Below are 24,299 nucleotides of genomic sequence, written 5' to 3'. Positions count from 1 at the left end.
CAAACAATCGTGAAGCGCACGTCAGTGCGCCCCTCCGCCCCTTTGAGAAATGCCGCCAAGTATCTACCTAGACCTTCCACCCTCAAATCAACCGTGGGGGGATATGCGACGTAAATTCCGTATTCTTTTACAGGCACGAGCGCACCTCTTCCCAGTACTGGCGTGCAAGCGCCTCCACACTCTGGCCGGCAAGTTGTTGTGGTGAAGGCAGGTGGGCACGCCTGCCAGGGGCGTCAGACTCCATTTGCTTAAGCTGAACCGCCATATCGCGGGGAGACTTGGCGTCCATCCACGCGAGGTTCAGTGCAAACTGCGTATCCATCTCACGCATAGCGGGATAGTCGCTGGACAGCGATGGAACCCCCAAGCAAGCAGCCTCAATCACGCTGAACGTTCCGTTATCAATATTACCTGCATGCCATAGGAACACGGCCCCTTCCACGAGTTCGCGATAAGTGGCGTCTAACAACTCGCCGCACCACTGAACCCGCGCCTTCAACAGTTCACTGCGTTCAAAGACCTTGGCCATTTCTCGCAAATGAGGAGTCTGACTGGTCAGCATGTCCCGGGTGTTGACCCCCGTAACGCGGCAATCCAGCTTTCCGCCCAATTCGCCGTAGTAGATCTCTAAGGCCTGCGCCGCGCGAGCATGATTCTTGTGCAGGGAAGCATTGGTGGTCCAGATAAAGTAGCCCCGACCCGAACCTCGTTCCTTATTGTGGGCTGCCCTGCGTATGGGAAACTCAGGCGCCAACATAGGAACCCGACGAACCAAGCGAGGCTGAAGACCCGCATATTGGGTTGCGTCTCGCCAAGTGAAGTCTGTGGTCACAAGCACGCGCGCAGCAGACTGAGCAGCCAGTAGAAAAAAGTAGTCCGCGCCCTGCGGCATGACGGCTTCATAGCGCTGCAAATAGTCATACACCATGAGCACATTGGGCTTCAGTGGAAGCAAAGGACTCGACAAACGGTCGCTGACGACAAGCCAAAGGTCACAATCTTGCAGCTGCTGAATTCCGTCGTCGGGCACGAGGTATTGCTGCACTAGGGGCTCCCACTCCGGAAAGCCCGCGTACCGCATGGCACGGCGCGCCTCGCCAGCTCGCAGGGACTTCCACTTATATGGCCTTCGCTGGACCCCTTCGGCCAAGTCATCAAAATCAGTTGTCGAATACACCGCAGGGTCGTCCAGATGCAGAAACACAACATCTGTCGGCTCTCCTGCTTGGCGACTGCCGATATACAGCGCCTTGGCTAGCAACAACGCGCCTCGTAGGCTGCCACCGCGATATCCCACAGGCAAGATCACCGCAATGCGTTTGCGCTTCGTCACGAGGGGTCGACGCGCTTGTTCTGCGCGCGCCAGGGCGAGCTCTGAGGCGATGCGGGCAAAACCAGCCTGCCATGCACCTTCACAGTTCGCTGGATTCATCGCATCCAGAAGCATCGTTTGACTTCCTCGGATGCTCCGGATCAGATCTTGGTCGTCATTCAGGATACGTTCAATTTTTAGCCGCGCTTCACGGATGGTTTCGCAACGCCCCGGAAGCTTCGAGCCGCCCATCCGATCCAACATACCACCCCCCATGAATACAAGCGGCATGCCGATGCGAACGGCCTCAAAGGGGTGGTAATGAATATGATGTGATTCTTGGCTGTGATAAAACATGACGCGGCTTTGAGTCATGTTATGAGCATGCTGCTCATTGCTCACGAAGCCGAGAACCCTCGGGTCATCCACTTGAATCGGTTGTGCGCCAGCGACGATATAGGGTAGATCCCCAAAACTTCGGCAAAACGATTCATATATCTGCCGATAGTAAAAATTGAATCCAATATCTGGGCAGACAAAAACAACCTGTTTTAGCGCACCTTCCCAGCTATCCTTATAATCAACACTTTCCATACCCAAAGGGAGATAGCATCTTCTGTCACGAAGATACTTAGCCTCTTGATCCCCCAGATGTGGATAGGCCTCCCCAAAATAGAATCGCCCACCCAAACCCCTCACAGTTGAAGCGATTCCGTAGTGCGCTATTATTTTCTCATAAGTGACTGGTTTTTCCGTCCCGAACGCCCTTAAAATGATGGCCCCACGAAAATAATTCGCAGCAGATACCAAAACCTCCGCTGAATGCAATATCAAGAAAACAACATCAAAGTGTCGATTTGCAATCTCCCAGGCATCTTGGCTTGCTCCCGCATACCAATCCGCCGCATTTAAAACCTGCAGATCATGCACTGATATAGCCAGTCTATCATCCTCTGAGAAGTCAATATTTGCACTCCGAAAGCTTGGGTCAGCTGGAAATATTTTTGGCTGGAATATCTGCTCCACGCCAATGCGTTTCAGCATTGGAATCTCAAATTTTCGTGCTGACGTGTGGTTAAGCAACCACATTACACGCAAGGGCTGATCATTCCTCATGGAATATTATTCACCTTCTTGTACTCGACTACCGCCTTGGGAATGGAGCCGTCAAAAACTATCTCACCACGGTGAAAAACCAATCCTCTCTGGCAAAGGCTATTAAGGGCGCCAAAATCATGAGAAGCCAGCAGAAGAATTTCTGCGCGCTCAATCAACTCCGCAATTCTCTGTCTCGCTTTACCCATAAAATTCGCATCCCCCGCACCAATAACCTCATCCAGCAATAATATATCTCCACCAACCGCAGTAGATATAGCAAATGCCAATCGCACTTGCATGCCTGCAGAATATGTCTTAATAGGATAATCTATAAATTCCCGGAGATCTGCGAATTCAACGATCTCGGCCTGTTTTTCACGCATGAATCGTGGCGTTAATCCCAACAACAGTCCCCGATATAAAATATTTTCACGACCGGTAGCATCCGGCTCGAACCCTAAGCTCAAATCAAATAGCGAACGCACCTGCCCTCGAACATTGACCTGGCCACTGGAGACTGGATACAAACCGGCAACGGTTTTGAGGAAAGTGCTTTTTCCAGCGCCGTTGTGCCCCAGGAGCCCCACACGCTCTCCACCTTTGATTTCAAGAGTTATATTCTTGAGCGCATGAACATCTTTGATCTCACGTGCACCACTTTTCCCAAACGGTCGTGATAATAAAGATTTCAGCGAACGCTCTTTGAACGCAACCGATGCATAATGCAGATTGACTGCTTGAAGATTGATTTCAGGCTGGCTCATAAATAAAAGATAACCTTGCTCTCAGCCTTCCGCCCCACCAACCAGGCGAAAAGACCAAACACCAGAGCTATTGCAAAGGAATAGCTGTAGTTTTCGACGGTAGGCCATGCCCCCTCCAGCAACGGCGCTCTAACCAACTGGAGCACGTGGTAAATGGGATTGAAGTCCACCAGAAAACCCATCCCCCCTTGCCTAAACATTTTGGCTTCAAAATAGACCGGCGATATAAACCATAAGGCCTGCATCAATAGCCCCATAGCGTGGGGCACGTCTCGAAAGCGCACACCAATATACGCCAAGGTTGTAGCCAAGGGCCACGCGATCAGACCCAAAACAGGGAAGATGGTGAGCGTCGCCAACCAACTCCAGCCGAAGTTCTGCGGAAGCACAACCAGCGACCATCCAAACAGAGCAACGCTTGCCAACATCAGAACAGCCAAGCTCCCTAAAACGGTGCGCAGGGTATATATGGCCAATGGGTGTTTACACTGCTTGATATATGCATCTGCCTGAACGAACGATAGGGCTCCCCCCGTAACGTTGGCAACAACAAATTCCCACACAATCAAGCCAGAGAGAATGTAAGGGGCATAAGTTGTGATGTCTGACTTGAACATTTGGCTGAACACCACCGCCAGTAACGCCGTCATGCCGAGGGGTTGAATAATTGACCACAAGGCCCCAAAGAAGGAACGCCGCCAACGCGAGCGCAGGTCAGCCAGAGCGAGATGGGTCCAAAAATAGCGGGATTGCCATATCCCTTTCCAGTATCGATTCATTAAACTAATCCAGTGGTTTGACCGTTGCACCTATCCATCGAATACCCAGCCCTTTGTTGCAGTGGTCCAGCCCCAACGTGGATGCATCCAGACGCAATATCTCGGTACCTCCTACAGATAGAATCGCCGTCAAATGACTAGTTTTTAGCTGAACATCTCCCTCCAGAGGAAGTCCAAATACATTTGCAATTTCCGTCAACTGCCTCCACCCGTCTCCTTTGTGGCGCCATGCAGACAATACCCCTCCTCCGACTGAACTCTGAATCAGTAATGCAGCCATATGGGTATCCCCACCCTTACCCGTGTAACCGAGCACTGCAGAGACATGCGACACCTGCCCAGCTTCAAGGGCATAGGAAAAGCACGCCATAGATTGATTACCAGAGTCCTTTTTCAAAGCTAGGCACAGGTTATCTACAGCGGCTCGCTTACTTCCATCATTTAACGTTTCTGGTGACCCGAGGACCAAAGGGTATGACGACCAGGTGGCTTTCCCGCCCCAAACAGCGCGAGCCAAATCAAGCTTGCCCTGAACCAAATCGGCATTAGACATTGTAAAATTCTGGCCATTTTTTTCGCTTTTTTCCATTTCAGCCGGGGGAAGATCCCGGAACTCACTTTCCGCGAGGAAATTCTGGATATTATGCAATGGAGTGCCATGGTGGGCCAGATCGGGCACATCCAACAATCTCACCTCATTAACTGCTCCATAAGGCCCCAAGCAGATGTAGTCAATCGCATGCCATTGCTTTCGATCCAATACCCAAATCGCACTCAGCGAATTGCGACGCAAATCTCTCCCGGTCTTTTGGCTCTCTCCTACAAGCACATAATCATCGGTAGCAGCCAGCCCGCGCGTATATACAGGTGAGCCTGATTCCCAAAGAGGCTCTGCGCAATCTATATCGATCAGGGCCCCAATTTCAGAATGACAACTTATACGCTGGCCTTCAGAGGTAATCCAAATATTGTGAAGCCCCGTTCTCTCACCGAGAGGAGTGACTGATAACAAGTCAAGATCCGGGTATGAAAAAACAGCCAACTTAGAGCCTTTATTGTGGCCATGCGCTACTACAAACAGTTGATCATTCTGGAGAAATACGGAATTCAGGTGATCGCCTGTAATTTTTTCCAGCGACAATCGGTCCCATCGCGCGTTACTGATACCCGCCTCTTGAAATAGATTGAGACGATTCAAATCAACTATCGAAATAACATTTCTGCCCGTGTTCGTACAAATAATTCGACCATCAGGCGCACACAATATCTGGTGAGGAGCAGATAAGAAACGCCTCCCATTCTGAGTACCTTTGGAGAGCCAGCCCTGTTCAGATTGCGCATAAGATGCTATGTCGATGAGATCTGAATTATTCACACCTGAATGTGAAAGAACCAGCTCCGAATCTCCCGGGAACCAGGATATTCCATAATATTCTGGCTGATCTTTTTTCAAAGGGGTAACGCGCTTCGAATCTAGATCGACCAGCAAAATATAGCCAGTGGTGGCGACTAGCGCATACTTCATTACACAAGATTCTCAAAAAATAGTCGCAAGTGCTTAGCGATATCTTGTACATTTTCAAACGCAAGCGCGGGGAAGCTCGGCAGATTGATTCCTCTAGCCCCTAGATATTCAGCAACAGGAAATACGCCTTCAGCCTGACAATGAGGCATGGTGTGCGCAGGATAGAAAACGGGCCGTGTTTCAACGCCTTGCTTGCGCAGGTGCTGGCGAAGCCCGTCCCGTTGGGTGGCATCGTTCACCAGAACGGAGCACATCCAGAAGGAATGTGTCGTTCCGGACTCTTCACGATGCACCTCCAGCGGCAATCCCTGCAGGGCCTCTTCATACCAAAGTGCAATTTGGCGTTTCTTTTCAAGAATGACGTCTGCTTGTTCCAGCTGTGCCAATCCAATCGCGGCACAGATATTAGTCATTCGGTAGTTATAGGCAACGATATCGTGCCAATATTCCCGGCTTGACGATACGCCTTGATTTTTCAGATGAAATGCTTTCGCGAGCACTGCTGCATCTTTGGCAATTACCATACCTCCTTCGCCCGTGGTAATGGTTTTGTTGCCAAAGAAGCTGAAAGTGGCGACATCACCAAAGGTGCCAACATGTCGCCCTTTGTAATAGCTACCAAAGGCCTCAGCGCAATCCTCAACCAAGAGAAGATTGTTCTCTTTGCAAATTTGAACAATCGGATCCATGTCACAGGATTGCCCATACAGATGAACGGCCATCACCGCCTTGGTTCTTGGTGTTATTTTTTTCCGTATATCTTCGGGGTCTACCTGCCATGTAGCTTGCAACGAGTCCACAAATACGGGAGTTGCGCCCGTTTGGATGATGGTGTTGACCGAAGCAATGTAGGTGAAGGTTGGCACAATCACCTCATCGCCAGGACCAATGCCCAATGCGGCCAGGGCCAGATGAATGGCCACGGTGCCATTGCAGACACTGGTTGCACCTCCTTGCGCACCCACATAATTTGCGAAGGCCGACTCGAACTTGCCAATGAATTCCCCCTTGGAGGAAATCCAAGTGGAGTCCAGGCACTGATTGACGTACTCTTTTTCGCGTCCGTTGAAATAAGGTTGGTATACCGGAATCATGCCTGGCCGATCATTCGTGATGGTTGAAGTATTTAAAACCATTCTGTTTGACCAGCTCGTCGCGTTGTGCCTCCTTAAGGTCTTCCCGCATCATTTCTGAAACCAGCTCGGCGAAAGTGGTAGTCGGTACCCAGCCCAATTTCTGCTTGGCCTTGGTGGGATCGCCAAGCAGTGTTTCAACCTCTGAGGGACGGAAATACCTGGGATCGACCGCCACAATACATTTACCCGTTGCCGTGTCGTAGCCTTTTTCCTCCACACCCTGCCCCTGCCACTGGATATGGATATCGATCTCTTTCGCTGCAAGATCCACAAATTCGCGAACTGAGTGCTGCTCTCCGGTCGCAATTACAAAATCTTCCGCTGTTTCCTGCTGCAGCATTAGCCATTGCATCTCTACATAGTCGCGCGCGTGACCCCAGTCGCGCAGAGCGTTCATATTCCCGAGGTACAGGCATTCCTGTAATCCAAGTTTGATTCTCGCAAGTGCGCGCGTGATCTTGCGTGTTACGAAAGTTTCACCCCTCAAGGGAGATTCGTGATTGAACAAGATGCCGTTGCAAGCGTACATTCCGTATGCTTCACGGTAGTTCACCGTGATCCAATAGGCGTACATCTTTGCAACCGCATAAGGAGATCGAGGGTAAAACGGGGTGGTTTCCTTTTGGGGAACCTCCTGCACCAAGCCATAAAGCTCAGAGGTAGATGCTTGATAAAAGCGGGACTTCTTTTCCAAACCGGCAATACGTATGGCTTCTAGTATGCGCAACGTACCCAAGGCATCGGAATTGGCGGTGTATTCGGGCTCTTCAAACGACACCGCGACATGGCTTTGGGCCGCGAGATTATAAATTTCGTCTGGTTGAACCTGTTGGACAATACGGATAAGACTGGAGGAGTCTGTGAGATCACCATAATGGAGCGTTAAATCCAGCCCTTCGCTATGGGGGTCGTGATACAGATGATCAATACGATCCGTATTGAACAACGAAGCACGCCGGCGAATACCATGAACAGAGTAGCCTTTGCTGAGCAACAACTCGGCCAAATACGCTCCATCCTGCCCTGTAATGCCAGTAATAAGTGCTATTTTCTTTTTCAATTCACTCTCCATAATATAGATTTCTTAGATTAGGAGCACATCCGCCCGTAAGTATCGTCAAATCTCACGATATCATCCTCTCCCAAATAACTTCCCGATTGGACTTCAATAATCTCAAGCGGTACTTTTCCGGGATTAGAAAGTCGGTGGACGTGGCCCACTGGGATATAAGTCGATTCGTTCTCACCCAAGAGAAAGACCTTGTCCCCATTGGTGACCTGAGCCGTCCCCTTAACAACCACCCAGTGTTCGGCGCGGTGGTGGTGCATTTGCAGACTGAGGCTTGCACCAGGATTGACCACGATGCGTTTGACTTGGAACCGCTCACCGCTGTCGATACTGTCGTACCAACCCCAAGGCCGATGTACTTTCCGGTGGGTGTTCGCCAAAGCGCGTTTGTGCGCTTTGAGGTGAGCCACGACATGTTTGACGCTCTGGGTCTGTGACTTGTCGGCAACAAGTACGGCGTCGGGAGTTTCAATCACCACGATATTCTTCAAGCCAACGCCTGCAACCAGACGGCTGCTCGTCATTACTAGTGACCCAGTCGAATCGGTTAACACTGCGTCGCCGACTACGGCATTGCCATTGGCGTCGTGGCTCAGGACTTCCCACAAGGCATCCCAGGCGCCAAGGTCAGACCACCCGGCCTGCAGCGGTACGACACACGCAGGAATATCCAGGTCTGGGCGTTTCGGCAGACGCTCCATGACGGCGTAGTCAATGGAATCCGACGGGCAGGCCGAGAAGGCGCTCACCTCAGGCCGTACAAAATCCAGATCGCACTTCGCCTCCGCCATCGCACGGGTGCACGCCTGGAGGATCTCCGGATTGCAAGCGCCCAACGCTTTCAGCCAGACACTTGCACGCACCATGAAGAGCCCGCTGTTCCACAGATACTCTCCTGAGTCGATGTACCTTTGGGCGGTATCACCATCAGGCTTCTCAGCAAAATTGGCGACACGGTAAGTCCCGGGCTCATACTCTGTGCCCCGCTGAATGTATCCATAACCCGTCTCGGGCCTGTCCGCCACGATGCCAAACGTGACCATGGCACCTTGCGCAGCTATCCCCAAAGCTCGAAGGATTGCAGCGTGCAGGGCGGTCCGATCAGTGAACACATGATCCGCAGGCATGGCCAGCAGTATCGGGTCACCCCCATCACGACAAGCTTGCAAGGCTGCGAGGGTAAGGGCAGGGGCCGTGTTCCGCCCAGAGGGCTCCAGGACGATGCTTGCGCTGTCTATTTTGGCGGCAACCAGCTGACTAGCGGCGAGAAAACGGTGCTCGACGTTGCATACGAGCACAGGCGGTGTCAGCGAAACGCATTCTGGCAGTCCGTGCAGACGCAACACGGTGTCCTGGAGCAAGGTGAACTCACCGTTAAAAGCCAGAAACTGTTTCGGATAGGTTTCACGCGACAAAGGCCACAGCCGGGTGCCGGAACCTCCACACAAGACGACAGGAACCAGTGTGTGCTTCATGAAAAGGGACAAAAAAGGAGCGCTTCAGTGTTCGCTGCGGCCCTAACCGCTTGGAAACTGACCCGTTCAAAATTGGGGGAGCCATGGCGGCAGACTCTGCGCCGCACGCGTAGAAGAAGACTTGACACCGGTCTAGCGGTCCGGCACTTCTTTAACGCATTGTATCTTTGCCCCTATACGCGCCAGCCAAGGTTACATCGGGTTTCCTTCCCCCAGTCTGAAGGTTCGGCTGCCCGCTATGACCGAGCGGATCAATCCACAAGACCTCGTTGCGACGGGATATCGGCCACCAAAAAGTGTGCCGCTCTGCATTGTTTTTCAGACCCGTGTGGCCCCGGCAATCGCACAGCGCTCGACTCGGCTGTAAAGCACACGACCTGCCCGTACGAAAACCGCGCTGTGGCCCTGCTGATCTGTGCCAACTGCTAAGTCAGGGCCGAACAACCATTGAAGCCCACCCTCAAGGGGAGGCACACGCCGAGGTTCGCAGAGGCGTCCCTTGCAACTGAGCGTGCCACTATTGAATCTTCGCGCAAAGCGCCAGCAAGGGGGATTGCGCACGGGTCTCACTGTAGCGTGGCCTGCCCCCAACTCCCGTCACGGCGCTCCTTCAACCAAACAGATATTCACTCTGAAATGGCATAAAGAACATCTTCACGATCACCCCAATTGTTGCAGGTGTTATTACCAAAAACAGATACGGTCTTGTCTTGTGCTTGCGCAGAAAGCAACAACGCGTATATCGTCTTCCCTTGCGCAGTAGCTAGATTGATAGCCCACTGATTGTTGTTTCCACAAGTAGGAGATCCCGTCTTGGTACCAGCAGTAAAGAAAAGAAAATTACTGGCATTAATAATCATCGTAGTGACTTTGCCAGAAGACGTTCCTGCCTGAACATTAAATGCAAGAAGTATGGCACAAGCGGCGAACGAAGCTTTTTTAACTATTTTCATATAAATCCCTCAGTCCAAAAGAAGTTGCAGTATCGGAGCAAGATTAATTGGTTTTTTGTGATATGACGCCGCCAATGTAACTCCACTATATTGACTATACCCGCGCAGCATCACATGGTACGTACCCGCAGCCGGTGTTGGGAACGTACAGCTCTCCTCGTTTCCTGGCAAATAGGGCCTGCAATCGTATGAAGTGGTCGTTGGTACCTGCCCGAACTTGACGAAGAGATCCACATCCCCAATTCCGCCACTTATCTGGACAATCAGGTTTTTGGCACCTGCTGGAATGGTTACAGTGCGGTAGAGAACAGAGCCCGCAGCCCCTGTCAGATTTGTCTCCAGAAGAGGCGTTGTGGCAGGGCCCCCAGCGTTGTTTGACTTGAAGTTCGCGGTCACGGTGGTGTTGGCATTGACCGTGAATGAGCAAGCGCCCGTCCCGCTACAAGCACCTCCGCTCCATCCAACAAAGGCACTTCCGGCCGAGGGGCTTGCAGTCAGCGTCGCGATGGTACCTGGGGTCAGTGATTCGCTACAGGTGCTACCGCAATTGAGCAATCCCCCTGTACGGCTTACTGTGCCCGTCCCCGTGCCGATCTTGGCTACAGAAAGCACGCCTTGGGGAGTTGGAATGAACGTGGCGGTCACATTCCTTGCCGCACTCATGGTTACGGTGCAAGACCCAGTTCCTGAACAATCGCCCCCCCACCCAGAGAAGGTGTACCCAGTTCCCACGACTGCAGACAGCGTGACTACAGTGCCCGCGGCGTAGCTTTCGTTGCAGTCCACGCCACAATTAATACCCGCTGGGGAGCTGGTTACCGTGCCCGTCCCCGTTTTGCTCACACTCAGGTCAAAGGTGCCCGAAGTATCCAGGGGCAGCTTTGTCTGCGCTTGATCTGACATCACAGTGGGAACCCGACCAGCGTTCACACCATAGGCGTGATTGGTTCCAAACGTCCATGCGATATTGCTCATCCCGCCACTGAGCAAATGGCAGTAGCTCATGATGGTCCCATTTCCCTGGCCGGCTCCACCGCCCGTAGTTGACGACAGGCCCGGTAAAAAGCCAAAACGACCTGCCCCCCCGAGGGCGATTCCACACTGCCCAGTGGAGTTGCCCGAATAGCAGCAATCAATCGCGCCACCGGTATTGGGAGTTGGTGCAATATAGGGATTATCGTAATCATGCGTATGGGAGCTACCAAACGCATGCCCGATTTCATGGGCAACTACAACCGAATCCCAAATGACTTGCGGATTTGAAGGGTTGAAATTTCCTTCGATATTTGCACTTACCCCGTAAGCGATCGCTTGGTTGGACAGGCTACCTACATAGGCAATGCCACCTCCAGAATTTTTACCACTTAGCAAGTGAACATGGTGCCGTGAAATAGATGCATTGGCCCCTGCGTTCCAAAAAGTCCGCAACTCATCGAGCATTGCACTTGTGGCGGTCTGGGTCCACGGGTCGGCCGATGTCGTTCTGATCACAATTTGCTTCAGATTGAAGCGGGTAGCCACTTCGGCCTGGTACCTACTGCCGACATAAGTAAGCAGGTCCGTGACGTATGTGAACGCAGCCGATTCAGAGCCAAAATTTTGATAGAACTCGTAGTCGCTATCGATAATTATGTCAGCACGCCGTGGGCTTCCCGCTTTCTCTTCACCCAGGATCTTTTGTGAATTCTCTCTGCCGGTTTTCAGTAGATTTTCAATGCCGAGCTTCCGCTGCCCAGGATCGGATTGAAGAAATTCCGGGCTTACTCCGCAAGAGAATTCTCTGTTGACAAAATCCTTTTGATGATCGACAAGGCGCGAAACAGCTCCCCCTGAGCCGCCGCCCCTTGCAGGCAATAATTCATTAACAACGGTTTCTTTTCCTCGGTGAATGATCGTCCTGATCTCACCACTAGGGTTCACCGTGACGAAGGCGTAGCTATCAGAATTACCCTCGAGTGCTCCCACGAAATGAGCACTGGCAGCAAGCGGAAATGCCCTAGAACCCTTTTCATCAACAACAATGAACTGTGTATCCCCGTTTGTTACTTCCGAACGACGCAATATGAGATTAACAACCGAAGGAAGTTCATCATTTATTTTGAGATTTTGAATATGAAGGGCTTCGCCAGGCTTGATACTCATGGCGGTAAGCGCTAGTTTTTCAGACGGCGCCTCTCCCGGCGTAAGCTCCAGAATCTGCTGGGCATGAGCCCCCACCAAATAGAAGGCAAACGCAGCAACTGCCAGAGATTTGGTGGATCGCCAACTCAATTTATCGAACATTGTTTTATTTTTCATAGTGATAAACGATCACCAAATTAATTTAGCACACCCGTGGTCGCTCCACCCCAACACGTGAGGATTTGCACTCCAAAGACTGCAGCTCAAAAATCTAGCGCAAATGCGTAAGAACATCAAGAGCATCTTCACTAGCCAGGTGCTCCTGAGATGCGGTCCAAATCAGGCAAAAAGGCGTTTCCAATGTTCACGGAACAACGCCCATCCCGCAACATCTGCAAGCCACTTATCAGTGGCGTCCACCACACTCAGTCTGAGTGCGCCTGCGCCTCCCACCCCTTCCCGGCCCCAGGACCATCCAAAGCCCAACCCAGCTACGCTCGCGCCAAGACGCCAGACTCTCAGACGCGCAAAAAATGCACTGCCATGTGAACAGCATTTTTAATGCCAATAGATTATAAATATAGTTTTAATGCATTCAGAAAATTCGCGCATTCAAATTCAGCTCACTCGGCAGCCTACTTTTTCAGGAATGGCTTTAACACAGACTGAAGTGTTTGCATCACGCGCCACGATTGCGATCCCACAATATCCCGGTAAACCTGCTGAAGTTGCATGTGACTTGCACCGAGATGCGCCAGCTGAGTGCGAAGCAAACCATTCTCCGCGTCAACCTCTGCGGCGCTCTCCTGCGCTACCCTCACGGCATTTTTATTCAGTTCTGACGCCCGCAAGTGCGCTACTTCCAGTTGCTCCAATTGAGAACGCAACATCCTGTTTTCAGTCTCAATTCTCTCGTTTTCAGATTTCAACGCTGAAATCTCTAGTTGCGTGGCTTCATTTTTACCCCCGGATGGCTGGCCGTCGGGCGCATATTCTTGGGCGTCCTCGGCCCTTCCGCCAAACCCCTTCACTGAATAGGTTGACCGCGGGCTAGCACGCCACTCCTGAAGACGCTCCTTGAAGAGTTGGCACGCGTATTCATACAACTTTTGATCGTATTCAACCTGCCCGTCAATTATTTCCCTTGCACGATTACTCACTTGATCGACTGAAATTCGAGATCTGTTTTCCATTTCAGGGCCGATTTTATAATCACTCAGATCTGGAATCATGCAACGCAAAAGTTCCAGCGACTCTGGAAAACTCTCAGTGATTCCAAAAAAATCCAAAGCTGCCAGATTCTTCTTGGCACTCTCAAGATGCTGCGCCAGATCATCACCGGAGTAGGTAGAAAGATACATGGTTTGCTGATTACCCAATGCACCATCCACAATCACGGAATTATCTGAACACACAAACTCCTCCAGGGAGGCCCGCTGCGCAAAGACAAGCGCGTCACGCTCCACGGTATTTGCAACCTTATAATGAGGATCATCAGGTTGAAAGTTTTTCTCGTCGTGCCAAGATTTATATTGAGAAATAGTGCGCTTCAACGGATCACGAACAAAAGTTGCCAAAAACGCGCCCGGGCAGAATCGCAGGAGATCTTTATAGTAAAAGTGACCAAAAACAAATGGCGATGCCCCTTCATTTCGAAAATACATTTCAAGCGACTCCGGCTTGTCATTTCTGTCAAGTCCAGTAAAAGCCCGAGATTTCTCAAAACCTACGCCTTGAGACAAAATATAGTTTTCGAATGCGGTCCCGGAGCATTTCGGTATATGCACGAACGCAAATGGAGTCTTAAGGCCGGATAGTTCGCCATGCTGATCGCCATCCGCGGTACAGCGGATATCTGAAAATTTCATAACAAATATATCTATTCGAAGATTAGAGAATTCGAGACACGATCAGAACGGAAATGGACATCAAGATGATGGCGGGAGGGGCGCCATTCAACGCACCTCTTACGCACTTCTCAAAAGCTGGCCTATCTATGCAACGGCGGAGGGCGCAGCACGCGCCCCAACCCCGCCTAATGAAGGCCCACAGACCAGCATGTGGAACCTCTCGACTGACAGCAAGGGCTCATGAATCAATGCAGGCAAGGGCCACTCACTATATCTTTGAACCCATCGTCCGCCAGATCGCAAACCCCCTCTGCAGCGCACCTGTGCAAGCAGCTGCGGAACGCCAGTTAACCTTAGAAACCAAGAAGGCGTAAGTCGTTGATTTACTTCAGTTTTCTCCAAACTGCGCCATTGGTGTTTAGAGGCCGGCGCCACTCTACATTCGCCGGTGCGGTTTTTGCGCCACTACAGTTTAGTCAGTGCGAAACTCGCTTTCGGGAGTAAAAAATGGATCCTTGTCTCCGACAGGCTTGGCAACGTTCAAAGGCTGCCCACCCACACGGCAGCCGTTTCAATCACCTCAACAAAGCGCCCGGCAGAGAACCCATCCGGATACATGGTGTCGTCCTTGCTTGGTTCCGCATATTCCTCCGCACCCTTATCAGAAGCGGCCTGTCCACCAAACAGCCCATGCGGGTCATTTAGAAGCTGCCTGTCGTCTCGCAGCGCAATCAGCACCTCTTCTAGAGAGACCTTGAGGAAGCCTCGGAACTGTTGGTGATCCCATTCGATCGAGGTATCAACGATCCAAGCCGTGACCGTGGGCTGGCTGTTCACGAGACCGAGCGCAGCCGTCAATTCCATGTCACGCCCAAGCGCACGCTGGACAGCGGGGACCTTCCTGCTCAACTGCAAACCTGCCTTTCGCAGCGTAGAAGTTCGATGTGCCCACGCCTCCTTCACTGAGCGGCGTTGGTAGGTTGATTTGAGCTCCAAGACAAATACATGCCCGTCTCGGGCACAAATCAAATCGATTTCCCCTGCGTTGGCATCCTCTGTATCCAGCGCGGGGATCTCGTACCCGACAAGCACGTCGAATCCACGCTCTCTGAAAAGCGCTCCGAGCCGTTCTTCAATTCGACGGGTCTCTTCCTTGGCTTCATTTCTTCGGGCACCCAACCGTCGAAGGTTATTGATGACTGCCGCAGAGTTGTTCTGTACAGCCATCATCCAAGGCAGCTGGAGCGAGAGTCGCCCCATTTTGAACAAGGGACGCTCTTGCCAGCGGGGACGCAACGTTGCATCACCGTCGCGCATCTGCTTCGCCATCGCAGCCCAGTCACATGTCATGAAGTCCAGGATTGCCTCTGCAGATCGTGCGGAGCCACTTGGATGCTCTGCCGTAGCCGTCCAAGGCTTAATGCGATCAACTTTGGCCGCTCGATCCGACCAGGTGAGCGGGAAGCGGTTTTGCATGTCGGGCTGAAGCAAGCCGCCAAATGCCAACCGACCCAAGGCGAGAAAAGAACTTCCTGTCTCGGAAAGGTACTGCTGATAGGGCCTGAGGTAGTCTTCAATGAAAAAGGCCGTCATCAGTTCGGTCGCCATCAGCACATGAAAGAGCGCTGCAGATGAGCCCGCGTCTGTTCGCACCTGCTCGGCCATGCCATAGACCTCTTGCAAGCGAAGCCATGTGCCTTTCGCCTTGGCCAAGGCCTGAAGATTGGCCTCAAGGTGCGCAGGACTTACGCGTGCCAGCAGGTCAAGATCGGCCATGACGGCATCCATTCCCCGGTACAACCAGTACTGGTGCAAAAGGTCGAACTTCTTGCCATCTCGCCGCCACGCAGTCTGGGCATCGGCATCCGCCTCGACGATCTCTAGACGATCTCCATTTCGCTCAAATCGAATGGAGTCGTCGTAACTGAAGGCGTCTGCAGATCTATCTTCGAAAGCGTTCAGTTCGACCTGTGCGCCCAACAATTCGAGAAATGCCTGATAGCAATCGTGTCGCGGCCTCTCCTCAGACGGGAATAAAAATGGAATCAGATGCTGCCTCAATGACGAGGCGATAGACATTTCAGTCAACTGCACATCGGACGGATCGCAGTTGGAAAGTTTCCAGGCCAATATGTCGTCGATGGCATCCCACGCTTCCTGAGCATCGGGCATCTCCGGTTGAGACCGACCATAGACCAAGTCTGGTATCTGGTGCTCAAAGGCGAAAAGGCTTGCATAAACCAGCAAATCCAGAGGAGCGAACTCGGACAATGGCTTGCGAAGACGCCCCACTTCCTCTTGCCGCACTTGATGAGCTTCCCGGAATATGTGAAACACGCGCTTCAGTTCAGCGAGCGCATCATGCTGAGTTGTATTAAGTCCGCTGATCTCCAACCAACGTGGAGAATCCTGTCGCATCACTAGGCCAGAGTGGCGGGCAGCCCACACAAGCACGTCGGGAGCGATTGTGGCTACCTGCGCCACGATCTCAGGGAATGCCAACCGGTCTTGGCCAAAGTAACGCGTTAAGGCCAAGCCAAGGGTCTCTTGGCGCCAAACATCTGCGGGTAGGTCCTTCAGAAACTCCGAGTTCCAGAAGGCTGCTTGTCTATCTCCGCCACTCCACTTGTGCTTACCTTGACCCGTCGGTTTTCCGTCTAGAAATGCCATCGCCGCTTCGTCCGCTGCGGCTGAGATCGTCATGCCTTTTTCGCGAGCTGCTGAGACCAATGTGTCGTAGTAGTGCTCGTTCATCACCGCATGCTACCGAGAACTCAAGCCGAATGGCATGGATTGCCTGGCGGTGAAACAACATGACGGTGGGACGCTACTCGCCCCCCGCCCCCTTAGAACAACACCTTCTGCGCACTCGTCAACGCCACAAAGCTGTCGCCCAACGGCTGAAGCATCGCGTCAGCGATGGGCTGGAGTTGCTTGACGAGATAGTGCTCATAGTCAATGCGAGAATGCCGGGCCTCCAGGGGTTCGGGGCCGCTTTGCGTCATCACGTACTGGATCCAGCCACCACGCTGGTACTGCTGGGGACGGTTCAACTTCGCGTTGTGAGCGTCAGCGATGCGCGCCGCGCGCACCTGGGGCGGCACATTGACCTCGTAGGCATCGAGCCGGTGGCGCAGGCGTTTTCGGTAGACGAGCAACGCATCCATTTGACCGTCCAGCATCGACCGCGCATAGTGGGCAACGAAAGCCTGATAGGGCTCACCGCGGAAGATGCGTGACAGCAAGCCCTCCTGGAACTGGCGTGCCAACGGGGTCCAGTCGCTGCGGGCCATCTCCAGTCCGCGATAGACCATCTCCTCCCGCCCATTTTCATCGACGCTCAGGCCGGCGTAGCGCTTCTTGCTGCCCACGTCCGATCCTCGGATGGTGGGCATGAAGAACTTGGCATAGTGAGTGTCGAACTCGATTTCGAGGAAGTTCTCCAACTGCTGCTCTTCTCGCAGTCTGCGGGTCCACCAGGCATTGATCTCCTGCACCAGGCCGGCCGCAATGGCGTGCGCCTCCGCATTGGGATAGGTGCGTTTGAGCCAGATGAAGATGGAGTCGGTGTCTCCGTAGATGACCTGGTATCCACGCTGCTCCACAAATGTGCGGGTGAGCTTCATCACCTCGTGGCCGCGCAGGGTCACGGCGGACACCAGCTTCGGATTGAAGAAGCGACATTCGGATGCACCCAGAACGCCGGCAAAGGAGTTCATGAGCAGCTTCAGGGCCTGTGATAGCGGCTGGTTGCGCGCCCGCTTGGCCTCGTCCCGGGCAGTCGATAGGGTGGTCACGATGTCAGGCAGGCAGTGCTTCTCGCGCGAGAACAGCGTGCCTTGCGGCCCTTGCACCAACCCGGTCTGTGCGTCGGCGCTCTCTCCCTCTGCCAAGCCTACCGGATCCACCAGAAAGGTCCGGATGATGGAGGGGTACAAGCTTTTGTAGTCCAGGACCACGACGGTGTCGTAGAAGCCCGGCGTGGAGTCCATCACATAGCCGCCGGGGAAGGCCTTGGCCGCGATGTCGCCCACGTTGGGTGCCACGTAGCCCAGGCGGTGCATGCGCGGCAGGTAATGGTGGCTGAACGCGGCGATGGACCCACCAAAGTGATCTATTTGCAAGCCTGTGGTCTGGGCTCGCTCCAGCACGAACGGCAGCAGCTCCAGTTTGTCGAAGATGCGCAGGACAAGCGCGCAGTCGCGGATGTTGTAGCTGGCAAGGGCCGGCTTGTCTTCCTGATAGCGCCGCTCGATCTCGGCCATCTTGTCGTAGGCATCGCCGATCTCCTTGCCCTCACCGAGCAGTTTCTGTGAGACCGCTTCAAGGCTGAACGACGGGAAGCTCCACATGCCCGCCCTGAGCGCTTCAATCCCATCGACGACGACCCGTCCGGGCATGGGCGCGAACAGGTAGCCCTGTCGGCCCGGGTGCGTCCGCCACGCGATGGGTCGGCGCTCACGTCCGAGCAGCAGTTGCACGGAGTTCGCATCGGCCGCCTTCTGCAGCACCCGCAGGTCGAACTGAATCACGCTCCAACCGACGATGACATCCGGGTCATGGTCTACAAACCAGGCATTCAGCTGCTCGATCATCTCCCGGCGAGTCGGACAATAGACAAGTCTGAAGTCCATCGGCGACACAGCTGGCGCCGACACAGACTCTGGTGCTTCCCCCAGCATGAACACCACCCGGTCACCCGCACCATCCAGTGCGATGGAGTACAGATCCTCCGTTGCGCTCGTCTCGATGTCCAGCGACACCACCTTCAACACCGGGCGCCAACCAGACGCGGGCTTCAAGCGGCCGTCGAGGATGGTCGAGCCTTCGCGCTGGCCTCCCTCAACCAGGACACCGGCTGTGATGAACCGCTCCATCAGGTAGCGGTCGTGCGGGCGGATATCCGCTTCGTACAGCGGGATTCCCAGAGGCTGGAGTTCGCGCGTGAGCTTGCCCAGATCGCGGAACCTGCGGGCATAGACACCGAGGACAGGCTCCTGCTCGAACGTCTTTAACCCTAGCTCTTTCACTTCCAGGCCCTGCAGGTTCGCCAGTTGGGCCTGCACCGCAACCCGGTGTCGAACCGGCAGGAAGGCGACCGACGTCTGCTGGGTCAGAAGCACCTTCTTGGGCCCCTCGTCGGTGGACAGCCAGTATTCAAGCTCGGTGCCGTCCGGGAGGTCGCGCCAGTTGCGGGTGAGGAGGAAGCCCCGTAGTTCGGTGGGTGCGAGGGCTGAGGACATCAGGTGGAGCGGCAGACACTAGCGCGTCAATTCTGACGTCTTGGGCGAGATGGGGGTAGCTGCGTGGTGCTCTTGCGCATGATACTGATGTTTTGTACAGTATTGCAAAAACCAACACCGTGAAGGCCATGCACAAACCATCCCGCTATGTATTCCGCCCTGCCCGACCAGCCCCGGCATTGCTGCGTCGTATCTGGGCGTGGTTTTGAGGCTGTACTGCAGCGCTATGGGGAACAGCATTCGCCTACCAAGCTAAAGCTCCACTGCACCTGGAGTGTTGCGTTACCGGGATTTGCGTAGTCTCCGGGGTCAAGGGTACAGGCGACAGCTACAGGCTGATTTGAGTCAATAGCGACCCAGTGTCTGAACGGCAGTAACGACAAACACCGGTCGTTGAACGCCTCGCACCCTGATTAGCGGCTTCCCCCTCGGACCCGGCAGCTTACATGCGCGGCGCCTGCCGGCTTGAGCGACCGCTTGTGAGCGCGACAGCGTACTCATGTTGACCCACTATGGACAGCCACTGACTCCTGGAATGACTACCGTCCCTTACGAACTGGCTGCGTTCATGGCTAGTTCTGGGGGCAAAGCCAACAGACACTGTTGCTCCATTGCCTGCGATTTCCTTGTCGTTGACAGTCAACAAATGGCCCTGGCATGGTGCTCTGCTGGCGTCACGAGCGCCTGAAAAATTTCTTTGTCGAGGTTGTGGCTGCGATGGAGACGCATCAAACATTCCAGCAAATTTTGCGTACATAGTGACGCTTTAAACAAATATTTCTGATGAATTACAAAGAAATTTATTGATTTTCATTGACTTGGATCATGGATAAAGTTTCGGGACATCAACACCCGAACTACTTCATATGACCACCCCACAACGAATCCCTTTCCATTTGGCTTTTCCTGTGCGTGACATCGCCGAGGCTCGCTCCTTCTACGGCGAACTGCTGGGATGTCCCGAAGGACGCAGCGCTCCCGAATGGGTTGACTTTGACTTCTACGGTCACCAGATCGTTGCTCACTTGGCCCCTGACGAATGCGGTCACAAGTCAAGCAGCGCGGTAGATGGCCATGATGTGCCTGTGCGCCATTTCGGCGCCATCCTCCCGATGGATCAATGGCAGAAGATGGCCGACAAGCTTGTTGCGAACAAGACCAAGTTCGTCATCGAGCCCTACATCCGGTTCAAGGGAGAGCCCGGGGAGCAGGCCACGATGTTCTTCCTCGATCCCTCTGGGAATGCTGTCGAAATGAAGTCCTTCGCGGATCTAGGTTCGCTGTTCGCAAAGTAAAGGTGACGACATGAAAAGCCCTATCCTTCTTCCAATCGCAACCGCGACTGCTCTCTTGTGCTTCCTAGGGAATGCGGTCGCCCAAACGGACACCCTGAAGAAAATCAAGGACTCCGGAGCCATCACTATGGGCGTTCGGGATGGCTCTGGAGCCATGTCGTTTACGCTGGGGCCAGGTGTCTACACTGGCTTTCACGTCGAAGTGTGCGAACGCGTCATTGCAGATGTGAAGAAGGCGCTGGGGATTCAGAAGCTGGACGTCAAGTATCAACTTGTCACGCCGCAGAACCGTATTCCCTTAGTACAAAACGGCACGGTGGACATTGAGTGCGGCACCACAACCAACAACACTGTTCGTCAAAAGGACGTCGCATTCGCACCCACGCTCTATGTAGAGGGCGTGCGTGTTGCAGTCAGGAAAGCCTCGGGCATTGCCTCTACTTCTCAACTCGTCGGCAAAACTGTGGCGGCAACGACAGGGAGTACTGCTGTCCAGCAGCTGCGCAAACTCAAGAAAGAGGGGACGGGGGAGATTGATGAATTGCTCGCGAAAGACAATGGCGAGGGCTTCCTACTGCTTGAATCCGGTCGGGCGCAAGGATTCATCGCCGATGGACAAATCCTGGCCACTCTGATCTCCAAGAGTAAAGATCCTTCGCAGTACGAGTTGCTCGACCAGGTTCTCAGCGTAGAGCCCATTGCAATCATGCTCCCCAAAGGAGATCCAGCTTTCAAGAAGTTGGTGGACCAGAGTGTTATTGCAATTGCGCAGAGCGGCGAGGCAGCGCGACTGTATGACAAGTGGTTCATGAAACCAATCCCACCCAGCAATTTGAAAGTGGGCTTGCCTGCAAACGCTTTGACTCAAGCGGCTTGGAAGAACCCATCGGACAAGCCCCTAGAAGCGTACGACGTTAAGTAAGGACGTTTTGATCGGGCGCTCGAGGGAGGCTTTCTTGGTGCGCAAGACGCGTTGGCGCTCCGGAGAGAGGTTGAGAGAGATAAAAGCTTGAGGAGTGCCGATCCGAGTGCGTCAGGCGCTCTCTCAGCGGGCCGTCCTATCGGAATCCTAGGGTTCCGAATCGTGGAAGTGCAGGGCCATCAGAAACAGGGTTGTCTTCTCGTTGGGCACCGCTCTGAAGCTCTGCGGCCTGTCGTCCGTCTCCTTGCGAAGATCCGCTATCGAAGTGAGTGTCCACCCCACAGAAAAAATCCAGCGGACACGGAGGCAACCTCTCTGTCTGCGCAGCAAGGTGATGCCCTGGGTAGCGGCAGAAGCAACCTCCTGCTTGAACCGTGGCTGCAGACTTTTTACAGAGCCGGATGCTGTAGATGCGTCAGCTGAAGCATGGAGGCGTGCCATGGATCGGAATGACTACGCTTTGTTGGCCGCTCGCATGAAATCGACGAATGCACGCAGCTTTCCCGGCATGTGCTTGCGATGGGGGTAATACAGATGAAATGCGTCGTCCATTCCGCTGTGCTGTTTCAGAATCTGCCGCAGCTGGCCGCTGGCCAGCTCGTGTTTCGCAAACTCTTCGAACACGAAGCCGATGCCGAGACCCTGGACTGCAGCATCCACGACAGACCGCATCTCGTCGAATAGAAGACGCCCTTGCACGTCGATTTGCACCATTTGGCCATTTGCATCGAACCTCCATTCGAACCACCGGCCTCCCACGGAATAACGTTGCCGAATGCAGTCGTGCTTCAACAGATCATCGATGGACCTGGGTTCCCTTCGATGCTGAAAGTAGTTCGGGGCGGCAACCAAAATTCTTTTTTGCACCTTTCCCAGCTGCACGGCCACCATGTCGTTCTGCACTTTCTTGCCCATGCGTATGCCAATGTCAAAGCCAGCGCTAACGATATCGCCGAGCAGGTTGTCCAGCGAGATCTCGACATGGATCAACGGAAAACTTTCCAGGAAGGCCTCCAGATGCGGTTCGATCAACATACGGTAGGCAACGTATGAGGAGTTGACTCGTACAGTTCCGGATGGCTGGTCGGTTGCCAGCAAAGCTTCCGACAAGGAGTTTCTGATCAGCGCAAGCGCGGGCGCCACTGTTGAATGCAGTGACGCACCCGCTTCAGTCAAGCTGACACTGCGCGTGGTTCGGTTGAAGAGCCGCACATTCAATTGCGCTTCCACAGTCTTGATGGTACGAGACACCGCCGTCGGCGTAACGCCCAATTCGGCTGCCGCCCGGGCAAAGTTCAAGTGCCGAGCCGCCGCTTCAAACGTCAAAAGCCCAGGTAGATGCACTGGTGGCGAGACTGCAGCCACACCCGCACGGTCCGTCTGCATCGCATCTTTTATTGTGAGCTTTTTGTTCATACTTTATGCATGCTTGTGACTATTTACGTCATTATCTTCGGCCTCCATACTTCCCACATCACACGAATTCAACATGCAACCAAGTTGCTCAATGGAACAAAGCATGGCGCTTCGCAACTCCTCCTCCGATCTCTTCTCTCCCGTGACGATGGGTGCGCTGGCGCTCGCGAACCGCATTGTCATGGCGCCGCTCACACGCAGTCGTATGGGCACTGACGGCGTGCCCAACGAAATGCATGCCCGCTACTACGCACAGAGAGCCAGCGCAGGCCTGATCATTAGCGAGGCGACAAACATCTCGGCCCAAGGGCGGGGCTATGCATTGACGCCTGGCATATGGACGGGCGAGCAGGTCATCGGCTGGAAGAAAGTGACGGATGCGGTGCACGCAGCTGGGGGCCTGATCGTGTGCCAGCTATGGCATGTTGGCCGCTTCTCACATGTGGATCTGCAACCGGACGGAGCAGCGCCGGTGGCACCGTCGGCAGTTCGCGCAGAGGGCCAGACCTATACCGAAAAAGGCATGCTGGATGTCTCGATGCCGCGGGCACTGGAAACGTCGGAGATTCCCGGCGTCATCGCGCAATACCGGCACGCCGCCGAGTGTGCAAAACGGGCTGGTTTCGACGGTGTCGAAGTGCACTCCGCCAATAGCTATCTGCTGGATCAGTTTTTGCGCGATTCGACCAACCAGCGCAGTGACGCCTACGGAGGCTCCATCGAGAACCGCAGTCGGCTCACCTTGGAAGTCACTGCGGCGGTGGTCGAGGTCTGGGGCCATGACCGTGTCGGAATTCGGCTCTCTCCTGTGACGCCGGATGCAGGCAACACGCCTCTCGACAGCCAGGTCATGCAGACGTACGGCTATTTGATCGAGCAGTTGAATCACTTCCAACTGGCGTATATGCACTTTGTCGAAGGCGCTACGGCCACTTCGCGAACCGTGCCCGAAGGTATAGACCTCGACGCATTGCGCGCACTGTTCAAAGGTCCTTATGTCGGCAACAACAACTACGACCTCGCGTTGGCGATGCGCCGCCGCGCAGAAGGCAAGGTCGATGCGGTCGCTTTTGGCCGTCCGTTCATTGCCAATCCCGATCTGGTGCACCGCTTGAAAGCGGGCGCTGAACTGGCTATTGCTCCGCGGGAAACCTATTACGGCAACGGCGCCAAGGGTTATACCGACTGGCCTGTGCTGGCGGACTGAGCAGGTTGGTTGCCGACCCTGCATCCGATGTGGAACCAACGAGTCACTGGGACTCTTATCAGGAGCAATCGATTGAAAGCGAGCTGTATCAAGACTTTGATTTCCGCGGCGTTCGCTGTTGGCGTGGGAGCAAC

16 protein-coding genes are annotated in these 24,299 nt (G+C 53.9%); 3 read left to right on the top strand and 13 right to left on the bottom strand.

The genetic code is table 11. The annotated features are described in order from the left end of the window. Positions 1-127: 127 nt before the first annotated feature. From AC2YJX_RS06280 to AC2YJX_RS06225, 12 genes are all read right to left on the bottom strand, one after another. Entirely contained in the window at positions 128-2,428 is a 2,301-nt protein-coding gene (locus AC2YJX_RS06280) for a glycosyltransferase family protein (RefSeq protein ID WP_487255571.1), read from the bottom strand. Continuing rightward, the gene (locus tag AC2YJX_RS06275) at positions 2,425-3,174 is read right to left on the bottom strand and encodes an ABC transporter ATP-binding protein (RefSeq protein ID WP_431151929.1); all 750 of its coding nucleotides are present in this window, start codon (positions 3,172-3,174) and stop codon (positions 2,425-2,427) included. The genes AC2YJX_RS06280 and AC2YJX_RS06275 overlap by 4 nt, the downstream gene beginning before the upstream one ends. Continuing rightward, entirely contained in the window at positions 3,171-3,953 is a 783-nt protein-coding gene (locus tag AC2YJX_RS06270; protein ID WP_121507487.1) for an ABC transporter permease, read from the bottom strand. Before AC2YJX_RS06270 ends, AC2YJX_RS06275 begins: the two co-directional genes overlap by 4 nt. Positions 3,954-3,957: 4 nt before the next feature. Next, on the bottom strand, positions 3,958-5,478 hold the full coding sequence (locus AC2YJX_RS06265) for a hypothetical protein (RefSeq protein WP_487255570.1): 1,521 nt from the start codon (positions 5,476-5,478) through the stop codon (positions 3,958-3,960). After that, a complete protein-coding gene (locus AC2YJX_RS06260) occupies positions 5,478-6,572 on the bottom strand; it encodes a DegT/DnrJ/EryC1/StrS family aminotransferase (protein WP_121507488.1) in 1,095 nt (364 codons plus the stop codon). The genes AC2YJX_RS06265 and AC2YJX_RS06260 overlap by 1 nt, the downstream gene beginning before the upstream one ends. A 10-nt stretch (positions 6,573-6,582) precedes the next feature. Then, positions 6,583-7,686 (bottom strand): GDP-mannose 4,6-dehydratase, encoded by a 1,104-nt coding sequence (gene gmd, locus AC2YJX_RS06255; protein ID WP_487255569.1) that lies wholly within the window; start codon positions 7,684-7,686, stop codon positions 6,583-6,585. 17 nt (positions 7,687-7,703) lie between these two features. Next, positions 7,704-9,158, bottom strand: a complete 1,455-nt coding sequence (locus tag AC2YJX_RS06250; RefSeq protein ID WP_487255568.1) for a mannose-1-phosphate guanylyltransferase/mannose-6-phosphate isomerase — start codon at positions 9,156-9,158, stop codon at positions 7,704-7,706. A gap of 626 nt (positions 9,159-9,784) precedes the next feature. Beyond that, entirely contained in the window at positions 9,785-10,111 is a 327-nt protein-coding gene (locus AC2YJX_RS06245; protein WP_147433773.1) for a hypothetical protein, read from the bottom strand. Between the two features lie 9 nt (positions 10,112-10,120). Beyond that, on the bottom strand, positions 10,121-12,409 hold the full coding sequence (locus AC2YJX_RS06240) for a M12 family metallo-peptidase (RefSeq protein ID WP_487255567.1): 2,289 nt from the start codon (positions 12,407-12,409) through the stop codon (positions 10,121-10,123). A gap of 458 nt (positions 12,410-12,867) precedes the next feature. Then, entirely contained in the window at positions 12,868-14,100 is a 1,233-nt protein-coding gene (locus AC2YJX_RS06235) for a hypothetical protein (protein ID WP_487255566.1), read from the bottom strand. 522 nt (positions 14,101-14,622) lie between these two features. Further along, positions 14,623-16,836: a hypothetical protein gene (locus AC2YJX_RS06230; RefSeq protein WP_487255565.1), complete on the bottom strand. Its 2,214-nt coding sequence runs from the start codon at positions 16,834-16,836 to the stop codon at positions 14,623-14,625. Positions 16,837-16,928: 92 nt separating this feature from the next. Continuing rightward, complete coding sequence (locus AC2YJX_RS06225; RefSeq protein ID WP_487255564.1) at positions 16,929-19,325, bottom strand: DNA polymerase II; 2,397 nt, start codon at positions 19,323-19,325, stop codon at positions 16,929-16,931. 866 nt (positions 19,326-20,191) lie between these two features. Between AC2YJX_RS06225 and AC2YJX_RS06220 the strand changes: the two genes are divergently transcribed. After that, positions 20,192-20,620 (top strand): VOC family protein, encoded by a 429-nt coding sequence (locus AC2YJX_RS06220; RefSeq protein WP_057226003.1) that lies wholly within the window; start codon positions 20,192-20,194, stop codon positions 20,618-20,620. Positions 20,621-20,630: 10 nt separating this feature from the next. Next, on the top strand, positions 20,631-21,542 hold the full coding sequence (locus AC2YJX_RS06215; protein WP_057226005.1) for an amino acid ABC transporter substrate-binding protein: 912 nt from the start codon (positions 20,631-20,633) through the stop codon (positions 21,540-21,542). A 453-nt stretch (positions 21,543-21,995) separates the two neighbouring features. Here AC2YJX_RS06215 and AC2YJX_RS06210 read toward each other — a convergent pair whose 3' ends face one another. Further along, positions 21,996-22,958, bottom strand: a complete 963-nt coding sequence (locus AC2YJX_RS06210; RefSeq protein ID WP_082606835.1) for a LysR family transcriptional regulator — start codon at positions 22,956-22,958, stop codon at positions 21,996-21,998. Positions 22,959-23,061: 103 nt separating this feature from the next. Here AC2YJX_RS06210 and AC2YJX_RS06205 point away from each other — a divergent pair, with 103 nt between their 5' ends. Further along, a complete protein-coding gene (locus AC2YJX_RS06205; RefSeq protein ID WP_057227156.1) occupies positions 23,062-24,165 on the top strand; it encodes an alkene reductase in 1,104 nt (367 codons plus the stop codon). The last annotated feature ends 134 nt before the right edge of the window (positions 24,166-24,299 follow it).

Source organism: Acidovorax sp. SRI_002, from assembly GCF_057586455.1.
Note: the sequence above shows the minus strand (reverse complement) of the source record. Positions and strands in the feature narration are given on the sequence as shown.

What these genes read in the sequence shown, in the direction of transcription:
- AC2YJX_RS06280 (WP_487255571.1), bottom strand. Translation starts at nt 2,428, where the DNA reads ATGAGGAATGATCAGCCCTTGCGTGTAATGTGGTTGCTTAACCACACG.
- AC2YJX_RS06275 (WP_431151929.1), bottom strand. Translation starts at nt 3,174, where the DNA reads ATGAGCCAGCCTGAAATCAATCTTCAAGCAGTCAATCTGCATTATGCA.
- AC2YJX_RS06270 (WP_121507487.1), bottom strand. Translation starts at nt 3,953, where the DNA reads ATGAATCGATACTGGAAAGGGATATGGCAATCCCGCTATTTTTGGACC.
- AC2YJX_RS06265 (WP_487255570.1), bottom strand. Translation starts at nt 5,478, where the DNA reads ATGAAGTATGCGCTAGTCGCCACCACTGGCTATATTTTGCTGGTCGAT.
- AC2YJX_RS06260 (WP_121507488.1), bottom strand. Translation starts at nt 6,572, where the DNA reads ATGATTCCGGTATACCAACCTTATTTCAACGGACGCGAAAAAGAGTAC.
- gmd (WP_487255569.1), bottom strand. Translation starts at nt 7,686, where the DNA reads ATGGAGAGTGAATTGAAAAAGAAAATAGCACTTATTACTGGCATTACA.
- AC2YJX_RS06250 (WP_487255568.1), bottom strand. Translation starts at nt 9,158, where the DNA reads ATGAAGCACACACTGGTTCCTGTCGTCTTGTGTGGAGGTTCCGGCACC.
- AC2YJX_RS06245 (WP_147433773.1), bottom strand. Translation starts at nt 10,111, where the DNA reads ATGAAAATAGTTAAAAAAGCTTCGTTCGCCGCTTGTGCCATACTTCTT.
- AC2YJX_RS06240 (WP_487255567.1), bottom strand. Translation starts at nt 12,409, where the DNA reads ATGAAAAATAAAACAATGTTCGATAAATTGAGTTGGCGATCCACCAAA.
- AC2YJX_RS06235 (WP_487255566.1), bottom strand. Translation starts at nt 14,100, where the DNA reads ATGAAATTTTCAGATATCCGCTGTACCGCGGATGGCGATCAGCATGGC.
- AC2YJX_RS06230 (WP_487255565.1), bottom strand. Translation starts at nt 16,836, where the DNA reads ATGAACGAGCACTACTACGACACATTGGTCTCAGCAGCTCGCGAAAAA.
- AC2YJX_RS06225 (WP_487255564.1), bottom strand. Translation starts at nt 19,325, where the DNA reads ATGTCCTCAGCCCTCGCACCCACCGAACTACGGGGCTTCCTCCTCACC.
- AC2YJX_RS06220 (WP_057226003.1), top strand. Translation starts at nt 20,192, where the DNA reads ATGACCACCCCACAACGAATCCCTTTCCATTTGGCTTTTCCTGTGCGT.
- AC2YJX_RS06215 (WP_057226005.1), top strand. Translation starts at nt 20,631, where the DNA reads ATGAAAAGCCCTATCCTTCTTCCAATCGCAACCGCGACTGCTCTCTTG.
- AC2YJX_RS06210 (WP_082606835.1), bottom strand. Translation starts at nt 22,958, where the DNA reads ATGAACAAAAAGCTCACAATAAAAGATGCGATGCAGACGGACCGTGCG.
- AC2YJX_RS06205 (WP_057227156.1), top strand. Translation starts at nt 23,062, where the DNA reads ATGGCGCTTCGCAACTCCTCCTCCGATCTCTTCTCTCCCGTGACGATG.